Source organism: Marivita sp. (genome assembly GCF_020055635.1).
Taxonomy (GTDB): Bacteria; Pseudomonadota; Alphaproteobacteria; order Rhodobacterales; family Rhodobacteraceae; genus Marivita.
In genome coordinates this window covers 1-17,859 of sequence record NZ_JAIPUT010000067.1, presented here as the reverse complement: position 1 = coordinate 17,859, position 17,859 = coordinate 1, and the positions used below count along the sequence as shown (strand labels likewise).

Sequence of the window (17,859 nt, the reverse complement as noted above, 5' to 3'; positions counted from 1 at the left end):
CTTCTGAAACCGCGCCCGAAGCGCATCCGGCAATGGTGCTGACATTATCAATCCTCCCAAACAGGGTGAATCACAGATCACACATCAACGGAATCCCAACGATTCAGGTTTTTAGCCGGACGCTTTAAACAAGGCGATAGAAGTTTCGCATCGGCCAACCCGCAAACGAGAGAAAATAATGGGTCGGTTCAAGTCTCACCGGCAGGCACAGAGGTTTCTATCCGCGCACGACCAGATCAACCTCATTTTCCGTCACCGGCGCTATCAACTCACAGCAACCTCAACCGCCACGCCCGCAACGATGCGTTCAGCCTCTGGGCAGATTACACCGCTGAGATGACCGCTTGATCCACGCCTTTCACAGGGAAGTACAATCTGCTGTCAACAACTTGGCAATACCTCTCCAGGCCCTGCGCGACCTCATCTCCGGGCGCAACTGACGGAAAGGCCGCCGGCTTTCAGCGGTCGGCGATTGCGGCGCGGTTGTGGCGCAGCGAGGACAGCAATGCCAGGCCGATCAAGCCCGCACCGATCAGGCCGGTGAACATCTCGGGAATGTGCCATATCGAATTGCCGAACATGATAAGCGACAGCGCAAGGATCGAATAGAACGCGCCATGTTCCAGGTACCTGAACTGGGTCAACGTTTCCTTGTGAACCAGCATGATCGTCATCGAGCGGACGTAGAAGGCGCCGATGCCGAGGCCGATTGCGATCAGGAACAGGTTCTGGGTCAGCGCGAAGGCTCCGATCACCCCGTCGAACGAAAAGCTGGCGTCCAGAACCTCAAGGTAGAGGAACGCACCCAACCCTCCCTGCGCCGCCATATTCTGCGCGTCGCCCGCACTGTCGAGTATCTGACCGACGAGTTCGACCAGCAGGAAGGTCAGGAGCCCGCAGACCGAGGCGAACAGGAAATTGACGCTGTCCTCAGGCGGAAGGCTGACGGTGAAGGCCAATGCGATGCACAGAACCAGCGCGATTTCGAGTCCCCGGATCGTCGCCCATGACCGTAGCCGCGCCTCGATCGCGCGGACCCAATCTACCTCCTTGTCCTTGTCAATAAAGTAGCTGAGCGCAACCATCATCAGGAAAGTGCCACCGAAGGCCGAGATCGACACATGCGCGCCGTCCATGATGCGGGCGTATTCCTGCGGCTCACTGGCCGCCAGCACGATAGCCTGCCACGGACCGATATGCGCGGCGACCACGACCACGGCGAGCGGGAACACGATGCGCATTCCGAATACCGCGATCAGGATGCCCCATGTTAGGAACCGCTGCTGCCATTCCGGCGTCATGTCCTTGAGCTTGTTTGCGTTCACGATGGCGTTGTCGAAGCTGAGAGATATCTCCAGAATCGCCAGCACGGTGCCGATCAGCAGAAAGGACAGAGCGCCAGCCAGCGTGTTCTCGGTCCAGTATCCCAGCAAGAACGACAAGATGAGGCCGAGCACGGTGAGAGCTATGGGCCAACGGAAATAGTGGAACAGGGTGGTCATGCCGTTTGTAGCCCCCGCGCCGGAAGATCATAGACCGGCGTCAGCAGCGGGCGACCCGCAAAATGCGCGGCGAGATTGTCGACGACGAGCTGCGCCATCGCCTCTCGCGTCTCGACGGTACCGCTGGCGTGATGCGGGTAGAGCGTGACGTTCGGCAGCGCCGTCAGCGCCGGGTCGGGATCGGGCTCGTTCAGGAAAACGTCAAGCCCTGCAGACCCGAGCTTGCCCGAAACAAGTGCCGCGATCAAGGCGGGTTCGTCGACAATGGTGCCACGCGCGATGTTGATCAGTGTGCCCTGCGGCCCCAACGCCTCCAGCATCGGACCGCCAACAAGGCCAATAGTGTCGTCCCCGCCGGGGATCGCCAGAACCAAAATGTCGGCCCATTCGGCCAGAGCCATGGCGTTGTCGAAATAGCGGTAGGCCGCATCCCTGGGGCGCCGCGTGCAATAGCCGATCTCAAGCCCCAGTGGCTCGAACCGCGCGCCGATGGCGCGGCCGATCTGCCCCAGCCCGAGGATACCGGCCCGCTTGCCGCGGATGCACGACAGGAGCGGATAAGGCCCGCTGCGCCCCCACTCACCGGAGACGACATGGGCATGCCCGGCGAAGAGCTGCCGGCGCGCGGCCAGCGTCAGCATCAGCGCCGTATCGGCCACGTCGTCGAAGAGCGCGTCCGAGGTGTTGGTGAAGGCGATTCCGCGGGCGCGCAGCGCCTCGGTGTCGATGGTGTCGAACCCGGCCGAGGAACAGGCGACGATCTCCAGCTTGGGCAGGTGTTCCAGGTCGGCGCGGGTCAGTGCCGCGTGGCCGTTGGTTACTGCCCCCACGCAGTAGGGGCCGTGTTCGGCGAGAAAGCTTGGCTTGTCGTCGGCCTCGTCGAGACGGTGGAGCGTGTAGCTTTGTTCGAGCTTCGCCATCGCGTTGGCCCGGGTTGGATAGATCACTAGAATGTCAGGTTTGGTCACAAGTCAGTCTCCTGCCATGGCCAGCCGCTCTGAGCGGCGGCGCGCCTGGATTTCGGGATCGGGGTGAAGGCTCGCAGCGATCAGGTTGCGCGTGTAGGTTTGGCGCGGAGCTTCGAATATCTGGGCCACCGGGCCCTGTTCGACGATGCGGCCGTCCTGCATGACGATGACGCGATGCGCGAAGTCGCGCACCAGAGGCAGGTCGTGGGCGATAAACAGGTAGCTCAGGCCAAGCTTGTCCTGGAGCCCGGTCAGGAGCGTCATCACCTGCGACTGGATCGACACGTCGAGCGCCGAAACCGCCTCGTCGCAGATGATGAGCTTGGGCTCCAGCGCCAGCGAGCGGGCGATGGCGATGCGCTGGCGCTGCCCACCCGAGAACTGGTGCGGATAGCGGTTCATATGGTTGGCATCGAGGCCGACCTGGTCCAGCAACTCGCGCACCCGCGCCTTCCACTGCGAGCGTGGCAGTATCTTAGGATGGATCGCGAAGGCCTCGGACACAATATCATATACCGACATGCGGGGGTTCAGCGACTGAGTCGGATCCTGGAACACCATCTGGATGTCGCGGCGCAAGGAAAACAGCTCGCGCTGGCCCATCGTCACCAGGTCACGCCCGTGCCACAGCGCCTCGCCCGAAGTCGCCTCCTCCAGCCGCAGAAGCGTCTTTGCCAGCGTCGACTTGCCCGACCCGCTTTCCCCGACGATCGCCACCGTCTCGCCCGGCAGCACCGTCAAGCTCGCGTCGTCGAGAGCGATGAAGCTTCCGAAATGCTTCGTCAGGCCGTTCACCTCGAGAATGGGCTTGATGCCGGTTTCCAGCGGCGCGGCCATCTCGCCGGTTCCGGGCACGGCCGCAATCAGCTTGCGGGTATAGGGATGGCCGGGATCGTGGTAGACATCAGACGCCGTGCCGGCCTCGACGATCTCGCCCGAATTCATCACCACCACGCGGTCTGCAACCTCTGCCACAACGCCAAGGTCGTGGGTGATGAGCAGCAGACCCATCCCGGTCTCCTGTTGTAGCTCCTCCAGCAGCGCGAGAACCTGCGCCTGCACCGTTACGTCCAGCGCCGTGGTCGGCTCGTCGGCGATCAGGATGTCGGGCTTCAGCGCCAGCGCCATCGCGATCATCAGGCGCTGTCGCTGCCCGCCCGAGAACTGGTGCGGGTAAGCGTCGAACTTCGCCTCGTGGTCCGGGATGCCGACGCGGGCCATCAACTCCAGCGCGCGCGAGCGTGCTTGGACGCGGGGCGTGCCATGCGCCGTCATCGTCTCGGCGATTTGGAAGCCCACGGTATAGACCGGGTTCAGATGGCTTAGCGGGTCTTGGAAGATCATCGCGATGCGACGACCGTTGAGGTCACGTCGTGCATTCGAACTCATCTTCAGCACGTCTTGCCCCTCGAACAGGATCTCGCCTGACACGATCTCGCCTGGCGGGCAATCGATCAGGTTCATGATCGCCGAGGCCGAGACTGACTTGCCGGAACCGGACTCACCCAGGATCGCAAGCGTCTCGCCGCGGCTCAAGTGCCAGCTAACGTTGCGCACGGCATGTACCTTGCCGCCGACAGTGTGGAAATCCACCGAGAGGTTCCGGACCTCGAGAAGCGGGGTTTCACCCATGTTTTTTCCTCGCGATTTCAAGCCGCCAGCGCTGCACTGGGTCCAGAGCGGTGCGCATCCAGTTCGACAGAAGGTTCAGGCTCAGTGTGGTCAGGATGATGACGAGGCCGGGAAAGAAGCTGAGCCACCAGGCCGAGGTGAGATAAGGCCGGCCCTGGCTAACCATCAGGCCCCAAGTAATCTCGGGTGGCTGGATACCGATGCCGAGGAAGGACAGCGAACTTTCGGCCAGCATGACGAAAGCGAAATCCAGCGTCGCGATGGTGATAAGCGTCGGCGCCACGATCGGCAGGATGTGCCGGAACACGATCCGACGGGTCGACGCACCCATCACCTGGGCCGCCTGCACGAACATGCGTTCACGCACCTCCAGCACCTCGGCACGCGACGTGCGCAGGTAGACCGGGATACGCGTGATCGCCAGAACAATGATCAGGTTTCCGACCGAGGGTGCCAGCATGTAGAGCACGATTACCGCCAGCAGCAGCGACGGGAACGACATGATGACGTCGGCCAGGCGCATGATGACCTGACTGGTTCGCGGCCCGGAATATCCGGCGATCAGGCCCAGGGTGGTGCCAATAGCCAGCGAGGCAGCGACCGCGCCTGCCGCAACCATCATGGTGTTCTGCGCGGCGACGATGATACGGGCCAGAAGCGGTCGGCCCAGCGTGTCGCCTCCGAGCCAGAACAGCCAGTTGCGCGAGAAGTCGAATGGCGGCGCGTTGCGGCCGCGCAGATCCTGGCGGGTCGCCTCCTCCTCGAACAGCATCGGCCCGAATATCGCGCAGAGGATGACGAGGATCAGGAACACCGCCGCGAAAAACGCGAGCTTGTCGCGCCAGAGCATCCGCAGCACCTGCTTTGCGGGACTGGTCGGCACATCCTCGGTCGCAGAGGGCTGGGCGGGAATATGATCGGAGTTTGTGGTCATGCTTGCCATTGCTCAGTACCGGATGCGCGGGTCAAGAACCGCGTAAAGGATGTCGATGAGGATGTTCATCACGAAGATCGCGACGGCGGTGACGAAGATCGCCGCCAAAACGACCGAGAAATCGCGCTGCAGGATGCTGTCGATCATCAACTTGCCGACGCCGGGAAAGCCGAAGATCGTCTCAACCACCACCGCCCCGTTCAGCAGCGCCGCCGCCTGGTCTCCGATGACAGTGATTACAGGCAACATCGCGTTGCGCAGCCCGTGCACAAAGATGATCGGGCGGTTGCGCACGCCCTTGGCGCGGGCCGTCTTGACATAAGCCGAACCGAGCACAGAGATCATTGAGCCGCGAACGACCTGCAGGATCAGGCCGAAGGGCCGGATGAAAAGTACCGCGACTGGCAGAATCCAGTGCCACAGCGTGCCCGTTCCCGACGTCGGCACCCAGCCGAGGTTCACCGAGAACAGCACGATTGCGACGATCGCGATCCAGAAGTCGGGCGCGCTGGCACCGACAAGCGAAAAGAACGTGGTGATGCGGTCGAAGACGCCGCCGACGTGGAAGGCCGCTAGGCTGCCGACAATGACCGCTGTGACGATCACCAGCGACATCGTAATTAGCGCGAGTTGCAGCGTCCAGGCGAAGGCTCGCAGCACAGCATCGAGCGCGGGTTCCGACCTGCGGATGGAGTCGCCGAAGTCGAACCGGACGAGATCAGACACGTAGGTTCCGAACTGCACAATCAGCGGATCGTTCAGCCCATGCAACTCGCGGAACTGCTCACGGCTTTCCAGCGAGGCGTCGACCGGCAGGTAGAGCGCGGTCGGATCGCCGGTAAGACGCGACAGGAAGAACACAAGGACGATGAGGCCGATGAGCGAGATGGCGCTTGCGATGGCGCGCTTGCCGAGAAAGGACTTCATGGCCAACCTCTTGGAGTTTGGGAGTGTACGGGGGCGGTCAATGCGCCGCCCCCGACGTGCCGGGGTCGGATCAGTTGAACGAGATCTGCGCGAGTTGCAGTTCGCTGTTCGTCTTGATCGTAGGCTCGAACGCCAGGCGCGGGTTGACGCGGCTGAAGCCGACCATGTGGAACAGCATAACGTCGCCGACGATCTCGTCATGGATGTAGGCGAAGGTATCGGACCAGAGCTGTTCCCGTTCCTCGCCTGTCGCCGCGGTGGCGGCCGCGATCATGTCGTCGAGCTGCGGGTCCTGGATGCCCGACTGCAGGCCATCCGACGCGTACTTAAAGTACATCGAGAACACCGGGTCGCCGTTGGCGTTGTCGTGCTGGGCAGCGACAAGCGTCGGGCCCCGATCCTCGGCGAAGGGGCGGGAATACGAGTTCTCCCACTCCGCGACCTCGAACATCTGCAGCTCCATATTGAATCCGACATCCTGGAACATCTGGAGCAGGGCTTCCATGGTTTCCAAAACGTTGCCGAAGTTTCCGGTCCGCCCGATCAGCGTGATCGAGCTATCGACCGCCACACCGTCGGCCGCTGCTTCTTGCAGAAGCTCGCGCGCGCGGTCGGGATCATAGCCGTAGGGTTCAAGCTCTGCATTGTAGCCCAGCGTCGAGGGCGGAGTCATGCCGGTGGCCAGTAGCGTGCCGTCGGCCAAAACTGTGCCGACGAAGGCTTGACGATCGACCGCGAGGTTAAGCGCCTCGCGCACTCGCACGTCGTTGAGCGGCGCGATCTCGTGATCTACGCGCAGGTAGACGGTCTCCGAGTTCGGATAGGCATAGTCCGTCGCCGGGTCGGTCGCATCCTGCACCGCGATATTCGGCGCAATGTCCGCTTCGCCGGTCGCCACCATCGCCGAGCGCACCGCGCTGTCGGAGCGGAAGAGATAGGTGGCTGAGAGAACCTCTGGCATGTCGCCCCAGTAGTTTTCATAATGGCTTAGCGTGATGTTCTGGCCGACGTTGTATTCGTCGAAGGTGTACGGGCCGGTGCCGACGGGGGTTTCAACGAAGCTGTCCATCGGGGTTTCCGCGGGGACCACTGTCATCGTGGACATCAGCAGTGGCAGGATCGGTTGTGCCGGGTCGGCGGTGATGTCGATCGTGTGTTCGTCTACGATATCGGTCGTGATCGCTATGCCACCGAAGAACTTGGCGCCGATCTCGCAGACGATCTGGTCGCCGGTCGTGCGCGCGATCGAATGCGCCACGTCCTCGGCGGTGAAGCTGGACCCGTCATGAAAGGTTACGCCTTCGCGCAGTGTGAAGCGCCAAGTGCCGCCGCCCATGTCTTCCCACGAGGTCGCCAGACGCGGTTGCAGTCCGGAGCCCGGAACTATCTCTGTCACCGTCTCAGCGATGTTCTGCAACACGACGCGCCCGATGTTGGAGCGCGAAGCCATGCAGGGCTCGACGACGTCGAGTTCCTCACTCAAGACCACGGTGACGGTCTGTTCCTGCGCCATGGCCTGCCCCGCGATTGTCGTGGCGAGCAGGATGGCGGCGACGCGGCCATTCTGATATTTCATTTGGTCTTCCTCCCAGATGATTGTTCTGCGACGGCACCTCCAGCCGCCACTGGTTTCATGACAGACGGTGTCCGCTGCCATGAATCGAGAACAGCCTACACGCTCGGCGCGGCTGCATTGCTTCAATCTTGAATTGAAATGATCCAGATTTTGTATCACACTTTAAAAACCCACAAGCACGGAGGCTCTGGTGACACACGGCGCATTCGAATTCTTCCAGTTGCGGTGTTTCGTGGCCGTTGCCACCGAGTTGAACTTCCGCCGCGCTGCGGCCCGCATGAACATGACGCAGCCGCCACTGTCGCGGCAGATCAAGCTCCTTGAGCACGGCGTGGGCGTGACGCTGCTGGACCGCGACCAGAGCGGCGTGCGGCTGACGCCCGCGGGCCAGACCTTTCTCGCCGCGGCGACCGAGCTTCTGCAACGCGCCGAGGCCGCGCTGCTTTCCGCTAGGCAGGCCGCACGGGGCGAGGCCGGCGCGGTGGTGATCGGCTTTGTCCCCTCGGCCGCGATCGAGTTCATCCCGCGCATGGTCGTTGCGCTGAAGGCACAGCTTCCCGACGTGAGCTTCACGGTGACCGAGCTGATGAGCTACGAGATCGTCGAGGGCCTGCTGTCGGGGCAGCTCGACCTGGGCCTGACGCGCGCCAACAGCACGAGGGGCGGCATCGAGAGCGTCCGCGTGGTGAACGAGCCCTTCGTGCTGGCGATGCCTGCAGACCATCCTCTGGAAAATGGCCGCGACCTGACCCTGGCCGATCTCGATGGCGTGGAGATGGTCGGCTACTCGGCGGACCGTGGCGGAGTCCTGCGCGACATCCTCAAGAAGGCGTACACGGCAGCCGAAGTCAATCCGGTCATCATACAGGAGGTCAGCCAGACCCATGCGGTCCTGTCGCTGGTCAACGGCGGACTTGGTGCGGCGCTGGTTCCGCGGTCGGCGCAGGGGGTGCACATGGCGAACATGGTGTTCGCCCAGATCGAGATGTCCGATCGCTACCGGTCGATGCTCTACCTCAACTCCGGTCCCGACCGGGACAGCGCGCTGGACCGGCGGGTGCGCGAGATCGTGATCGATGCACTCGGCAAAGCGTCCGCGCCGCCCGAGATCTAAAGCTCCTCGGGCATCCGGGCGCGGGCGCTGCGGGCCGTGATCAGTGTCGAGGCGAAGATGACGGCGCCACCGACCCAAGTCGTCAGCGGCACCTCTTGCGCAAAGAGCGCAAAGCCAAGCACTGCGGCGAAGGGCAGGCGCATGAAATCCACCGGGGCGACCAGAGATGCGTCGGCGTAGGAGAACGCCCGCGTGATCGCCCCCATCGCCACCATCCCCAAAGCGCCCTGGATCGCCAGAAGACCCCATTCCGTAACGCTCGGCATCTCCCACACCAGAGCCGCCGGGATAGCAGCGATCGGCACCGTCCAGATCAGGTTCCAGGCGACAAGCGTTTCGGTGCTGTCGCGTCGCGACATCGGCTTGAGCACGAGTTGGATCACCGCCGTCAGCACCGCCCCAAGAAGCGCAAACAGAAGCCCTGCGCTCATGTCTCCGCCCTGACCCGGCCGCAGCACGATCAGGACACCGACGAATCCCACGATCACGCCCAAGATACGCAATGCGCGCGGCCGTTCCGACAGGAACAGCCAAGATCCGATTGTCACCCCGATGGGCGCTGCAAAGCCGATCGCCATCACGTCCGCCAGAGGCGCCGACGCGAATGCGATGAAGAACGCTATTAGCGAAGCGAGCTTCAGCGTGGCGCGGAGGGCATGGCGCGGACCGAAGGCAGAGCGGAGGATCGCCGGTCGCGCCAATATGAACGGCAGGAACACCAGCAGTCCGAAGAGCGCGCGGGTGAAGCCTATCACGAAGGGGTGTACACTTGGCGAAACGTAGCGCACCAGCGCCGCGTCCACCGCACCAAGGCCAGCCCCTATCAGCATAAGGAGGAGACCAAAAAAAGGTTTGCTGTCGCTTGTCATGTCCCATGTGGACTGCGCCACTCCGAAAACACAAGTAGATGCCCGAGCGGACATCCCGCAGGGCTGACGTCAAGGGATCATTGCTGAACAGATTTGTCAATAAATGAGCAACAACTCATTACCTTCATTTCACAGTTTTAATTATTTTGTTTTAATTCATTTGCTTGAAAGCGTTTTGGAACAAGGAGGTGCCGAATATTTTCCTCTCTAACTTGACAACTTTTGAAGATAGCGAGACTGTCCTTAAAAATCTCGGACTGAGCGAGCCCCCCAAATGACCCCTGACCAGATCGCCGCAGCCATGGACGGTCATCTTCGCGCCACGGCCGCGGGCCGTGCCGAAGCGCTGTTACAATCGCCTTGCGTCCAGAACCACGCCGCTTTTCTGTCGCGCGGGCAGGACGGCCTCTCTTGCCTTTGGTTCGGCGGCTCTCTGGAGGGCAATGCCGACATCTCCATTTGGCGCTCGCGCCTTGGCGGTGACAGCACTTGGTCTGCACCCGAACGCCTGACTGACGATCGCGATCGGTCCGAGCAGAACCCGGTGCAGTTCGATGCCCCGGGCGGCCGGCGACTGATCGTGCACACGGTGCAGCCGGGCGGCAATCAGGACGCATGCCGACTGGTCTTGCGTGAAGAAGGCGCCGCCGCCCGCATCCTCGACCTGCCCGCAGGAACCTTCGTGCGCGGGCCGATCCAAATCCGTGCCGACGGCGCCTGGTTACTGCCACTGTTCCGCTGCGTCTCCCGGCCCGGCGCCCGCTGGACCGGAAGCCACGACACCGCTGCCCTGGCGATCAGTGCCGACGAGGGCGCGACCTGGCGCGAGGTCGAGGTACCAAACTCTATTGGGTCGGTTCACATGACTTTGGTGCCACTGGAGCAAGGACGCTGGGCCGCATTCTTCCGCCGGCGTCAGGCTGATGCCGTTTGCCGCTCGGTTTCCGAGGACGATGGTGAAAGCTGGAGTGCGCCAGCTCCCACAGACGTGCCGAATAACAACTCCTCGATCTCTATAATCAAGCTGTCGGACGGGCGGCTCGCGATGGCCTGCAACCCAGTCAATTCCGCCATGTATCCAGAGGCGCGGCGCGCCTCGCTCTACGACGAACTCGGCGACGACGACCGTCCCAACGCCTCGGGCGGCTGCAACCCGGTTTGGGGGGTTCCGCGCGCGCCCCTGACCCTCGTTTTCTCGGACGACAACGGCCAGAGCTTTCTGCGCCGCATTCTGGTCGAGGAAGGGTCCGGCGATTGTCTTTCAAACGATTCCCTCGACGGAAGAAATCGCGAGATGTCCTACCCTTCGCTGCTGGAAGGCCCTGACGGATCGCTCGACCTCGCCTACACATACCACCGCCGCGCCATTAAGCATGTGCGGCTCACTCGCGATTGGCTGGAGACTCAATGATCGGAATCACCATGGGCGACCCGGCCGGGGTCGGGCCAGAGATCATCCTGAAGACTGTGGCGGGGATGACGGCCGAGGAACGCGCAGCGACTTGCATCTTCGGCTGCGCCGCAACGCTTGCCGCGGCGCAGCCCGCCGTCGGCACCCACGTCGCGCTTGGACGCGATGTGGCAATGCACGACGTGCCGGTCGAAGGTGGGCCCCTGCCCTTCGGCAAGCTGGACCCGCGCGCAGGCGCCGCGGCCTTTCGCTGCGTGGCGGCCGCTGTCGAGGCAGCGCTAAACGGCCAAATCGGCTGCATCGTCACCGCGCCGCTGAACAAAGCCGCACTGAATGCGGCAGGCCATCACTATGACGGCCACACCGGCATGCTGGCCGCGCTGACCAATACGCCGAAGGCTTGGATGATTCTGGCTTCGGAGCGGCTGAAGGTGGTACACAACTCCACCCATGTCAGCCTGAAGGACGCCATCGACCGAGCGTCGCCCGAGGCGGTGCTGGCGACCATCCGCATCGGCGACAGCCATCTCAGGCGACTCGGCTACGACCGCCCCAGAATCGCGGTTGCAGGGATCAATCCGCATTGCGGCGAAGGCGGCCTCTTCGGAACCGAGGACGACGCGCAGATTGTCCCTGCGGTGCAGGCTGCCCGTGCCGAAGGCATCAACGTCGAGGGCCCGATTGCCGCCGACACACTGTTTCACCGCGCCTATAACGGCGCCTTCGATCTCGTCGTCGCGCAGTACCACGACCAAGGTCACATTCCGGTCAAGCTGGTCGCCTTCGACACTGCAGTGAACGTCACGCTGGGCCTACCGATCGATCGGACCTCAGTCGACCACGGGACGGCGTTCGACATCGCTGGCAAGGGTGTTGCGAACCATGAAAACATGCTCAAGGCCATCGCCTACGCGCGACAGCTGGCCGCAAGGAGAAAAACATGAGCCACATCATCGAAGGCGTCCACTGCGCCGCCGCCACCCCCATTTCTCCCGGGCGAGAACCTGACTTGCCACTCTTCGCCGCGCATTGCCGCGCGCTGCTCGACGAAGGGTGTCACGGCATCGCCATGCTCGGCACCACTGGTGAGGCCAACAGCTTTGGCGTCGCGCAGCGCAAGGCGTTGGTCGAGGCAGCGATTGAGGCAGGCGTGCCGGCCGGAGCGCTCTTGCCCGGCACCTCCACGCCATCGGTCGCCGACACAATCGAACTGACAAGACACGCCGTCACTGCGGGGACCAAGGGTGTCGTCCTGCTGCCGCCCTTCTATTACAAGAACGTATCCGACGAGGGGCTGTTCCGCTTCTATGCCGACGTCATCGAGGGCGTGAACTCCGACGCACTTCGTGTCGTACTCTACCATATACCGCAGGTCAGCCAGGTGCCCATCAGCCACGAGTTGATCGCACGGCTGATGGCCGAATTCCCGGGAACCGTGGTGGGCATCAAGGACAGCAAAGGCGACATGGAGGCAATGGGCGCACTTTGCGAGGCGTTCCCCGACCTCGGTGTGCTGGCGGGTGCCGACCCGCTGATGCTGCCATTGCTCAGGAAGGGCGGCGCGGGCTGCATCACCGCCACGTCGAACTTGCGCGCAGATGCGCTGCGGGTGGTCTGGGACAACTGGCAGGACCCATCCAAGGCGGCAGAAGTCGAGGCCGCGCAGGACCGCATCAACGCCTGGCGCGAGCTGACCAATGCCTATGTCCAGTTGCCCACTGTCAAGGCGATGCTGGCGCGAAAACGCGGCGACTTGGCTTGGCTAGCGATGATGCCGCCGCTGGTCGAACTGCCAGACGACGAGCGCGCAGCCGTCTGGGCGCGGATGGACGAGTTGGGCGCATGAGCCGCTCCGACCTCACCCGCCCGATCACCCTGCACCTGCCGCCGCGACTCGAGATCGGCGCTGGCGCCGCGGCGCGCGTAGGCGATTGGGCCGAGGGCGTAACGCGCACGCTGGTCATCGCCCAGCCGGTGACTGCTGCAATGGCCGAAAGACTGGGCCTATCCGGCCAAGTGGAGATATTCACCGACGTGGCGCCGGAGCCGAAGGATACCGACCTCGACGCCGCCATCGAGGCAGCCCGCCGGCTGCGCCCCGAGCTGATCGTCGGGCTGGGCGGCGGTTCGGTAATGGATGTGGCCAAGCTGGTCGCGGTGCTGTGGAACGCGGACCAAGGTCTGGCCGACGTGGTCGGGCCGAACCGGGTCGCCGGCCGGCATGCCCGTCTGGCACAGGTTGCCACCACCGCCGGCACCGGCTCCGAAGGCGGGATTCGTGCGCTCGTGACTTCGAGCGAGACCGGTATGAAGCTTGCTGTCGAAAGTCCGCAAATGCTCGCCGATCTTGCGGTTCTCGACCCCGACCTTACGATGACGGTGCCGCCCACCGTCACCGCTGCGACAGGCGTCGATGCTCTGGCCCATTGCGTCGAGGCATTCACCAACATCCGCGCCCATCCGCTGATCGACAGCTTCGCCCGCATGGGAATCGAGCTCGCCGGCCGCCATCTTGCCCGCGCCGTCGCCGACGGCGCTGATGCGGAAGCCCGTGCCAACATGCTTCTCGCGTCCTTCTACGGCGGAATCTGCCTTGGCCCTGTCAACACGGCGGCAGGGCACGCCCTGGCCTATCCGCTCGGCACCCATGCCGGTCTCCCGCACGGGTTGAGCGTCGCGCTGCTGTTCCCGCATGTTCTGGCATTCAACGCCGAGGCGCGGCCCGAAAAGACCGCCGAAATTCTGCACGCAATCGGTCTTGCGCCCACCGTCGATCCGAACCGCGTGGCCGGGGCGGTGGCCGAATGGTGCAGTGGGCTCGGGCTGACGATGTCGCTGGCTGCGCAGGGTGTGGGAGAGGCCGACCTCGCCCCATGGGCCGAGGAAGCGCATAGCATCCGCCGCCTGATGGACAACAACCCGCGCGACATGGACGTCGCGGAGGTTGCCGCGATCTACCGCGCGGCCTACTGATCCGGCCTCGGCGGAGCGCCTCAGATCTCGGCGCGGCGGCCGGTGAACAGGCGGTCGCGCGACCCGATCAGGTGATCTTGCATCAGGTCGCGTGAAAGGTCGGCCTTCCCGGCGCGGACCGCCTCGAAGATCGCCGCATGCTCGGCATAGACGCCAGACAGGCCTTGGGGCGCCATCTTAAGCGAGGCGCCGTGAAACTGCATCCCCACTGCGATGTGATCCTTCAGCGCCTCGAGCGCGGTCGCAAAATAGGTGTTCTGACTGGCCCGGGCGATGGCGAGGTGGAAGGCAAAATCGGCATCCTCGCGATGGCGCTGCCGCTCGGTCGCATCGCGCAGATCAGCCAGCGCCGCCGCGATGGCGTCCAGGTCCGCCTCAGTCCGCCGATCAGCCGCCGCCGCAGCCGCCTGCGGCTCTAGCGTGATGCGGAACTCGTAGCAGTTGGCGAGGTCCGAGATGCTTTGCAATGCACCGAAGCCCAGCGGCTGCCTGAGGCCTGTGGAGCGTACGAAGCTGCCCGCGCCGCGCCGCGAATAGATCAATCCCTGCTCGCGCAATCGCCGCAACGCCTCGCGCACGACAGGTCGGGAGACCTGGAACTCCGCAGCAAGGTCGTGCTCGGTTGGCAAGCGCTCATCATCGGCATAGGCGCCGGATTTGATCGAGCGGGCGAGTTTGTCGAATACAATGTCGGGCAGGTTGCGCCGCGCGCCCTCGGCTGGCACATTTTTGCGTCTGGGTTCGGTCATCGATCCTCTGCCTCCGCCGTCGTCGCGAACAGACGGCAGAAATCATCCGGCCCCCCGAAACCGCCCGATTTGGTGATGAACAGCGTGTCGCCTTGGCGGCAGACGGGCAACCCCGGCAGCACCTCTCCCGCCACGTCCAGCCGCTCGATCCCCAGCGCATCGAACAGCGCCTCGGCGGTGGCCCCGCCAGTGACGAGGATGGTGCGGCTGGCCCGGAGATGAGACATGGCTCCCATAGCAAGCCGTTTTGCCACCGCTTGCGCCCGCGCCTGCACCGCACCCGGCGTCGCCTGAATTACGAAAAAATCGGCTTCCGGCGCACCGGGGGGAACAACCCCGTTGGGGGCCGCGATCACGACGAGATCGGGGCGACGGGCGCGCAGCGCAGCCAGTTGCGCCAGCGTCACCCGATCGGTCGAACCGATCACCAGCGTCGCGGGGAAGGGCAGCGCCCCTGACCATCCACCGACACGCGCGCCGTAGCGTTGTGCGGCCATCGCCTCGGCCATGCCGCTCGCGCCGACCACTAAGCTCGCGGGAACATGCGCTTCCAGCGCCCGGTCCAAGTCGGTTTGCCGAGCCGTGTCAGGCACGGTGGCGCGTGCGGCATGGCCTCCCAGGGCTGCCGCCACCGGTATCGGCGTCTCGACACCGGCGCCGGTCACGGCCCCGTCGCACACGAAGCGGCCAAGTTCCGGAATTGCCGGGCACACCAGAAGCGGCCCCGTCCCCATCGCGTCCAGTTCTGACGCGATATTGCCCTTCATCCGAGAGTCGATCTTCTTCAAGATTGTTACGCCCGGGGGCACGCACGCCACCACCCCCGCCATTCGCGCCCGCGCCTCTGCTGCAGGGATTTCGCGCGATCGTGTCGAGACTGCGACGACCTCTGCGCCGCTCTGCACCGCGGCATCGAAGGCCGCAGGCACGGTAGCAACTAGCACCCGCCGACCGCGCGCGGCGAAGGGGGCTGCGGCATCCAGCGCACCAGTCAGATCGTCGGCGATGATGGCGATGTGGGGCATTCGCGGCTCTCAGGTGAATTTGTGAATAATAGCCGCCGTTCCCCTTTGAAGTCAAAGCGATCCGATACCTGTCAGCTTGACATCTTTGAAAAGATGCCCGGCGTCAGTTCATGTAGGTGCCGCCGTTGGCGTTGATCGTCTCGCCGGTGATGAACCCTGCGTCGTCGGACAACAGAAATCCTATCGTCCGGTCGATTTCCTCGACTGAACCGAGCCGTCCGAGCAGCACGTTCGCCAAGGCCGCCTCAAGATACTCTGCGCTCCACTCTGCAGTCATGTCGGTCTCTACCGGACCGGGGCAGACAGCGTTCACGCGAATGCCGTGCGGCGCCCTCTCGCGCACGGGGTGCATGGTCAGGTAGTTCAGCGCCGCCTTCGAGGCACCATAGGCCGGGGCGGCGTTCCGGTGTGGCGTCTTGGCCGTTGTTGACCTGACGTTCACTATGGCGCCCCGTCGGGCGGCAATCATTCCCGGCAGGACAGCGCGGTAGAAATGCAGCGTGCCAGTCAGGTTTACGTCCAGCACCCGATGCCAGTCGTCCAGGCAATGTCAGGTTGATGGCGTCTTTGAAGCCAGACAATTCTCGGGAATGCTAAATCTCGACGATCTCTCCCGCCTCAAGGGGTATCGCTTTTCGCGCACCGTCATCGGCTATGCCGTCTGGGCCTAGCACCGTTTTGCCCTGAGCTTGCGCGACGTCGAAGACCTTCTTGCCGAGCGTGGGGTCGTCGTCTCCTACGAGACCATCCGGGCGTGGGTCGCTAGGTTCGGGACGCAGCTCGCCGCGAAGACCCGACGCGATCGACCCTGCCCAGCCGACAAGTGGCTTCTCGACGAGGTCGTGCTCAAAATCAACGGCAGGAAGCATTGGCTGTGGCGGGCAATCGACGCGAACGGCGACGTTCTGGACATCCTCGTGCAGTCACGCCGAAACACCGCGGCCGCGAAGCGGTTCATGCGCAAGCTCTTCAAGCGATGGGGGCTGCCGCGGGTGCTGGTGACCGACAAGCTCGGATCCTATGCGGCAGCCAAGGCGAAACTCGCGTCCGGCGTAGAGCACCGTCGCCACAAGGGGATCAACAACGCGGCAGAAGCATCGCATCGCCATACCCGCCGACGAGAGAAGGTCATGGGCGGGTTCAAGTCGCCGCGACAGACCCAGAGGTTCTTGTCGCCCACGACCAGACCGCCGCCATCTTTCGCCCACGCCGTCACCGCCTCTCCGCCCGTTCCTATCGTCACGCAAGACAGAACGCTTTCGACCTCTGGGCGGACTACAAGTCTGAACTGTCCGCGTGAGCGGGCGCCGGCGAAACATTGGCCGTCCACACAGAACAACCTGACAATCCCCTTTGACCGATGCTGCGGAACACAGAAAAATGGCAGCCTGCGACTTTCCTGCTGGATTGATCAACGACTTGGGTGCAGCGTCGCAACATGGGAGAAGCGACCTCACAATCAACTGGCCCCTACGATGCCGCCGCTCCTCGATGGAGCGATAAGATGCGGACGCTCGGATATTACGACGGCTACTTAGGGTTTCTCTCAGAGCCGCAAGGAATGACCGGCCGTGATGCGTGTATCGTGGATGTAGGAGCAGGCACTGCGGCCTTCTCTGAAGCATGGGTGGCTATCAACGGGATACCAATTCAAACGACCTTGATAGAACCGAGCCCTGCTATGCTTGAAAGCGGCCGGGCCGCGCTTCGCAGGCGCGGCATCGAGCCACGAACGGTGCAAGCGTTTCTTGGCGAAGCTGTGCTCGAACCCTGTGAAGTGGTTCTGGCGGCGCATGTGATCGAACATTGTCCCGACCCATTGGTTGCGCTGAGGCAAATGCGAGATCTTCTGCTTCCGGGCGGCCGCTTGTATCTGGTCGTGTCAAAACCGCATTGGTGTAACGTAATAATTTGGTTGCAATGGCGCCATCGCACCTTTCAAAAAAATGAAATCATGGGCTTGATCCAAGAGGCCAGTTTCGAGATCGATCGCATTTATGACTTTCCGTCGGGTCCCCCGTCGCGAACAAGTCGGGGAATTGTGGCGCGCCGCGCAAACTAATTTTCTTGTGTCCTCGCAGAAGGTTAAGCTCGCTTTGTTGCCAGCTGTAGATGACGAATCCCATCGACGGCAGCTTTGTCCGCGGTGCCGCGGCACGGCCTTCGAAAATGCTGCGCG

16 protein-coding genes and 2 pseudogenes are annotated in these 17,859 nt (G+C 63.3%); 8 read left to right on the top strand and 10 right to left on the bottom strand.

Annotated elements, in window-relative coordinates; genetic code table 11:
- Window positions 1-136: 136 nt before the first annotated feature.
- Window positions 137-348 (top strand): annotated as a pseudogene (locus LCF60_RS20540) (IS6 family transposase); the annotation flags it as partial.
- Window positions 349-458: 110 nt separating this feature from the next.
- Here LCF60_RS20540 and LCF60_RS20535 read toward each other — a convergent pair.
- The 6 genes from LCF60_RS20535 to LCF60_RS20510 all read right to left on the bottom strand — a co-directional run bounded on the left by LCF60_RS20535 (window position 459) and on the right by LCF60_RS20510 (window position 7,539).
- Window positions 459-1,502 (bottom strand): DUF475 domain-containing protein, encoded by a 1,044-nt coding sequence (locus LCF60_RS20535; protein WP_292294407.1) that lies wholly within the window; start codon window positions 1,500-1,502, stop codon window positions 459-461.
- Window positions 1,499-2,470, bottom strand: coding sequence for a 2-hydroxyacid dehydrogenase (locus LCF60_RS20530; protein WP_292294406.1), 972 nt, complete (start codon window positions 2,468-2,470; stop codon window positions 1,499-1,501). Before LCF60_RS20530 ends, LCF60_RS20535 begins: the two co-directional genes overlap by 4 nt.
- Window positions 2,471-2,473: 3 nt before the next feature.
- Window positions 2,474-4,102, bottom strand: a complete 1,629-nt coding sequence (locus LCF60_RS20525) for an ABC transporter ATP-binding protein (protein ID WP_292294405.1) — start codon at window positions 4,100-4,102, stop codon at window positions 2,474-2,476.
- Entirely contained in the window at window positions 4,095-5,036 is a 942-nt protein-coding gene (locus LCF60_RS20520) for an ABC transporter permease (protein ID WP_292294404.1), read from the bottom strand. Before LCF60_RS20520 ends, LCF60_RS20525 begins: the two co-directional genes overlap by 8 nt.
- A gap of 12 nt (window positions 5,037-5,048) precedes the next feature.
- Window positions 5,049-5,963 (bottom strand): ABC transporter permease, encoded by a 915-nt coding sequence (locus tag LCF60_RS20515; protein WP_292294403.1) that lies wholly within the window; start codon window positions 5,961-5,963, stop codon window positions 5,049-5,051.
- A gap of 70 nt (window positions 5,964-6,033) precedes the next feature.
- A complete protein-coding gene (locus LCF60_RS20510; protein ID WP_292294402.1) occupies window positions 6,034-7,539 on the bottom strand; it encodes an ABC transporter substrate-binding protein in 1,506 nt (501 codons plus the stop codon).
- Window positions 7,540-7,729: 190 nt separating this feature from the next.
- On the opposite strand from LCF60_RS20510, the gene LCF60_RS20505 reads away from it, so the two are divergent.
- Window positions 7,730-8,653 (top strand): LysR substrate-binding domain-containing protein, encoded by a 924-nt coding sequence (locus LCF60_RS20505; protein ID WP_292294401.1) that lies wholly within the window; start codon window positions 7,730-7,732, stop codon window positions 8,651-8,653.
- Here LCF60_RS20505 and LCF60_RS20500 read toward each other — a convergent pair.
- Window positions 8,650-9,522, bottom strand: coding sequence for a DMT family transporter (locus tag LCF60_RS20500; protein ID WP_292294400.1), 873 nt, complete (start codon window positions 9,520-9,522; stop codon window positions 8,650-8,652). The two genes, LCF60_RS20505 and LCF60_RS20500, sit on opposite strands and share 4 nt — an antisense overlap.
- Before the next feature lie 274 nt (window positions 9,523-9,796).
- Between LCF60_RS20500 and LCF60_RS20495 the strand changes: the two genes are divergently transcribed.
- Genes LCF60_RS20495 through LCF60_RS20480 form a run of 4 tightly spaced genes read left to right on the top strand, consistent with a single transcriptional unit; the run spans window position 9,797 to window position 13,906 of the window.
- A complete protein-coding gene (locus LCF60_RS20495; protein WP_292294399.1) occupies window positions 9,797-10,933 on the top strand; it encodes an exo-alpha-sialidase in 1,137 nt (378 codons plus the stop codon).
- Between the two features lie 11 nt (window positions 10,934-10,944).
- On the top strand, window positions 10,945-11,877 hold the full coding sequence (gene pdxA, locus LCF60_RS20490; RefSeq protein WP_292294398.1) for a 4-hydroxythreonine-4-phosphate dehydrogenase PdxA: 933 nt from the start codon (window positions 10,945-10,947) through the stop codon (window positions 11,875-11,877).
- Window positions 11,874-12,779 carry a dihydrodipicolinate synthase family protein gene (locus LCF60_RS20485; protein ID WP_292294397.1) on the top strand — a complete coding sequence of 302 codons (906 nt, stop codon included), beginning with the start codon at window positions 11,874-11,876 and terminating at the stop codon, window positions 12,777-12,779. Before pdxA ends, LCF60_RS20485 begins: the two co-directional genes overlap by 4 nt.
- The gene (locus LCF60_RS20480) at window positions 12,776-13,906 is read left to right on the top strand and encodes an iron-containing alcohol dehydrogenase (protein ID WP_292294396.1); all 1,131 of its coding nucleotides are present in this window, start codon (window positions 12,776-12,778) and stop codon (window positions 13,904-13,906) included. The genes LCF60_RS20485 and LCF60_RS20480 overlap by 4 nt, the downstream gene beginning before the upstream one ends.
- Before the next feature lie 20 nt (window positions 13,907-13,926).
- On the opposite strand, the gene LCF60_RS20475 is transcribed toward LCF60_RS20480, so the two are convergent.
- The 3 genes from LCF60_RS20475 to LCF60_RS20465 all read right to left on the bottom strand — a co-directional run bounded on the left by LCF60_RS20475 (window position 13,927) and on the right by LCF60_RS20465 (window position 16,224).
- A complete protein-coding gene (locus tag LCF60_RS20475) occupies window positions 13,927-14,655 on the bottom strand; it encodes a FadR/GntR family transcriptional regulator (RefSeq protein ID WP_292294395.1) in 729 nt (242 codons plus the stop codon).
- Window positions 14,652-15,680: a four-carbon acid sugar kinase family protein gene (locus LCF60_RS20470; protein ID WP_292294394.1), complete on the bottom strand. Its 1,029-nt coding sequence runs from the start codon at window positions 15,678-15,680 to the stop codon at window positions 14,652-14,654. The genes LCF60_RS20475 and LCF60_RS20470 overlap by 4 nt, the downstream gene beginning before the upstream one ends.
- Before the next feature lie 103 nt (window positions 15,681-15,783).
- Window positions 15,784-16,224, bottom strand: a complete 441-nt coding sequence (locus LCF60_RS20465; protein WP_292294408.1) for an SDR family oxidoreductase — start codon at window positions 16,222-16,224, stop codon at window positions 15,784-15,786.
- 46 nt (window positions 16,225-16,270) lie between these two features.
- Here LCF60_RS20465 and LCF60_RS20460 point away from each other — a divergent pair.
- Both LCF60_RS20460 and LCF60_RS20455 read left to right on the top strand, forming a co-directional pair.
- Window positions 16,271-16,980, top strand: a pseudogene (locus tag LCF60_RS20460) (IS6 family transposase).
- Between the two features lie 204 nt (window positions 16,981-17,184).
- A complete protein-coding gene (locus LCF60_RS20455) occupies window positions 17,185-17,742 on the top strand; it encodes a class I SAM-dependent methyltransferase (protein ID WP_292294393.1) in 558 nt (185 codons plus the stop codon).
- Window positions 17,743-17,859: the final 117 nt, after the last annotated feature.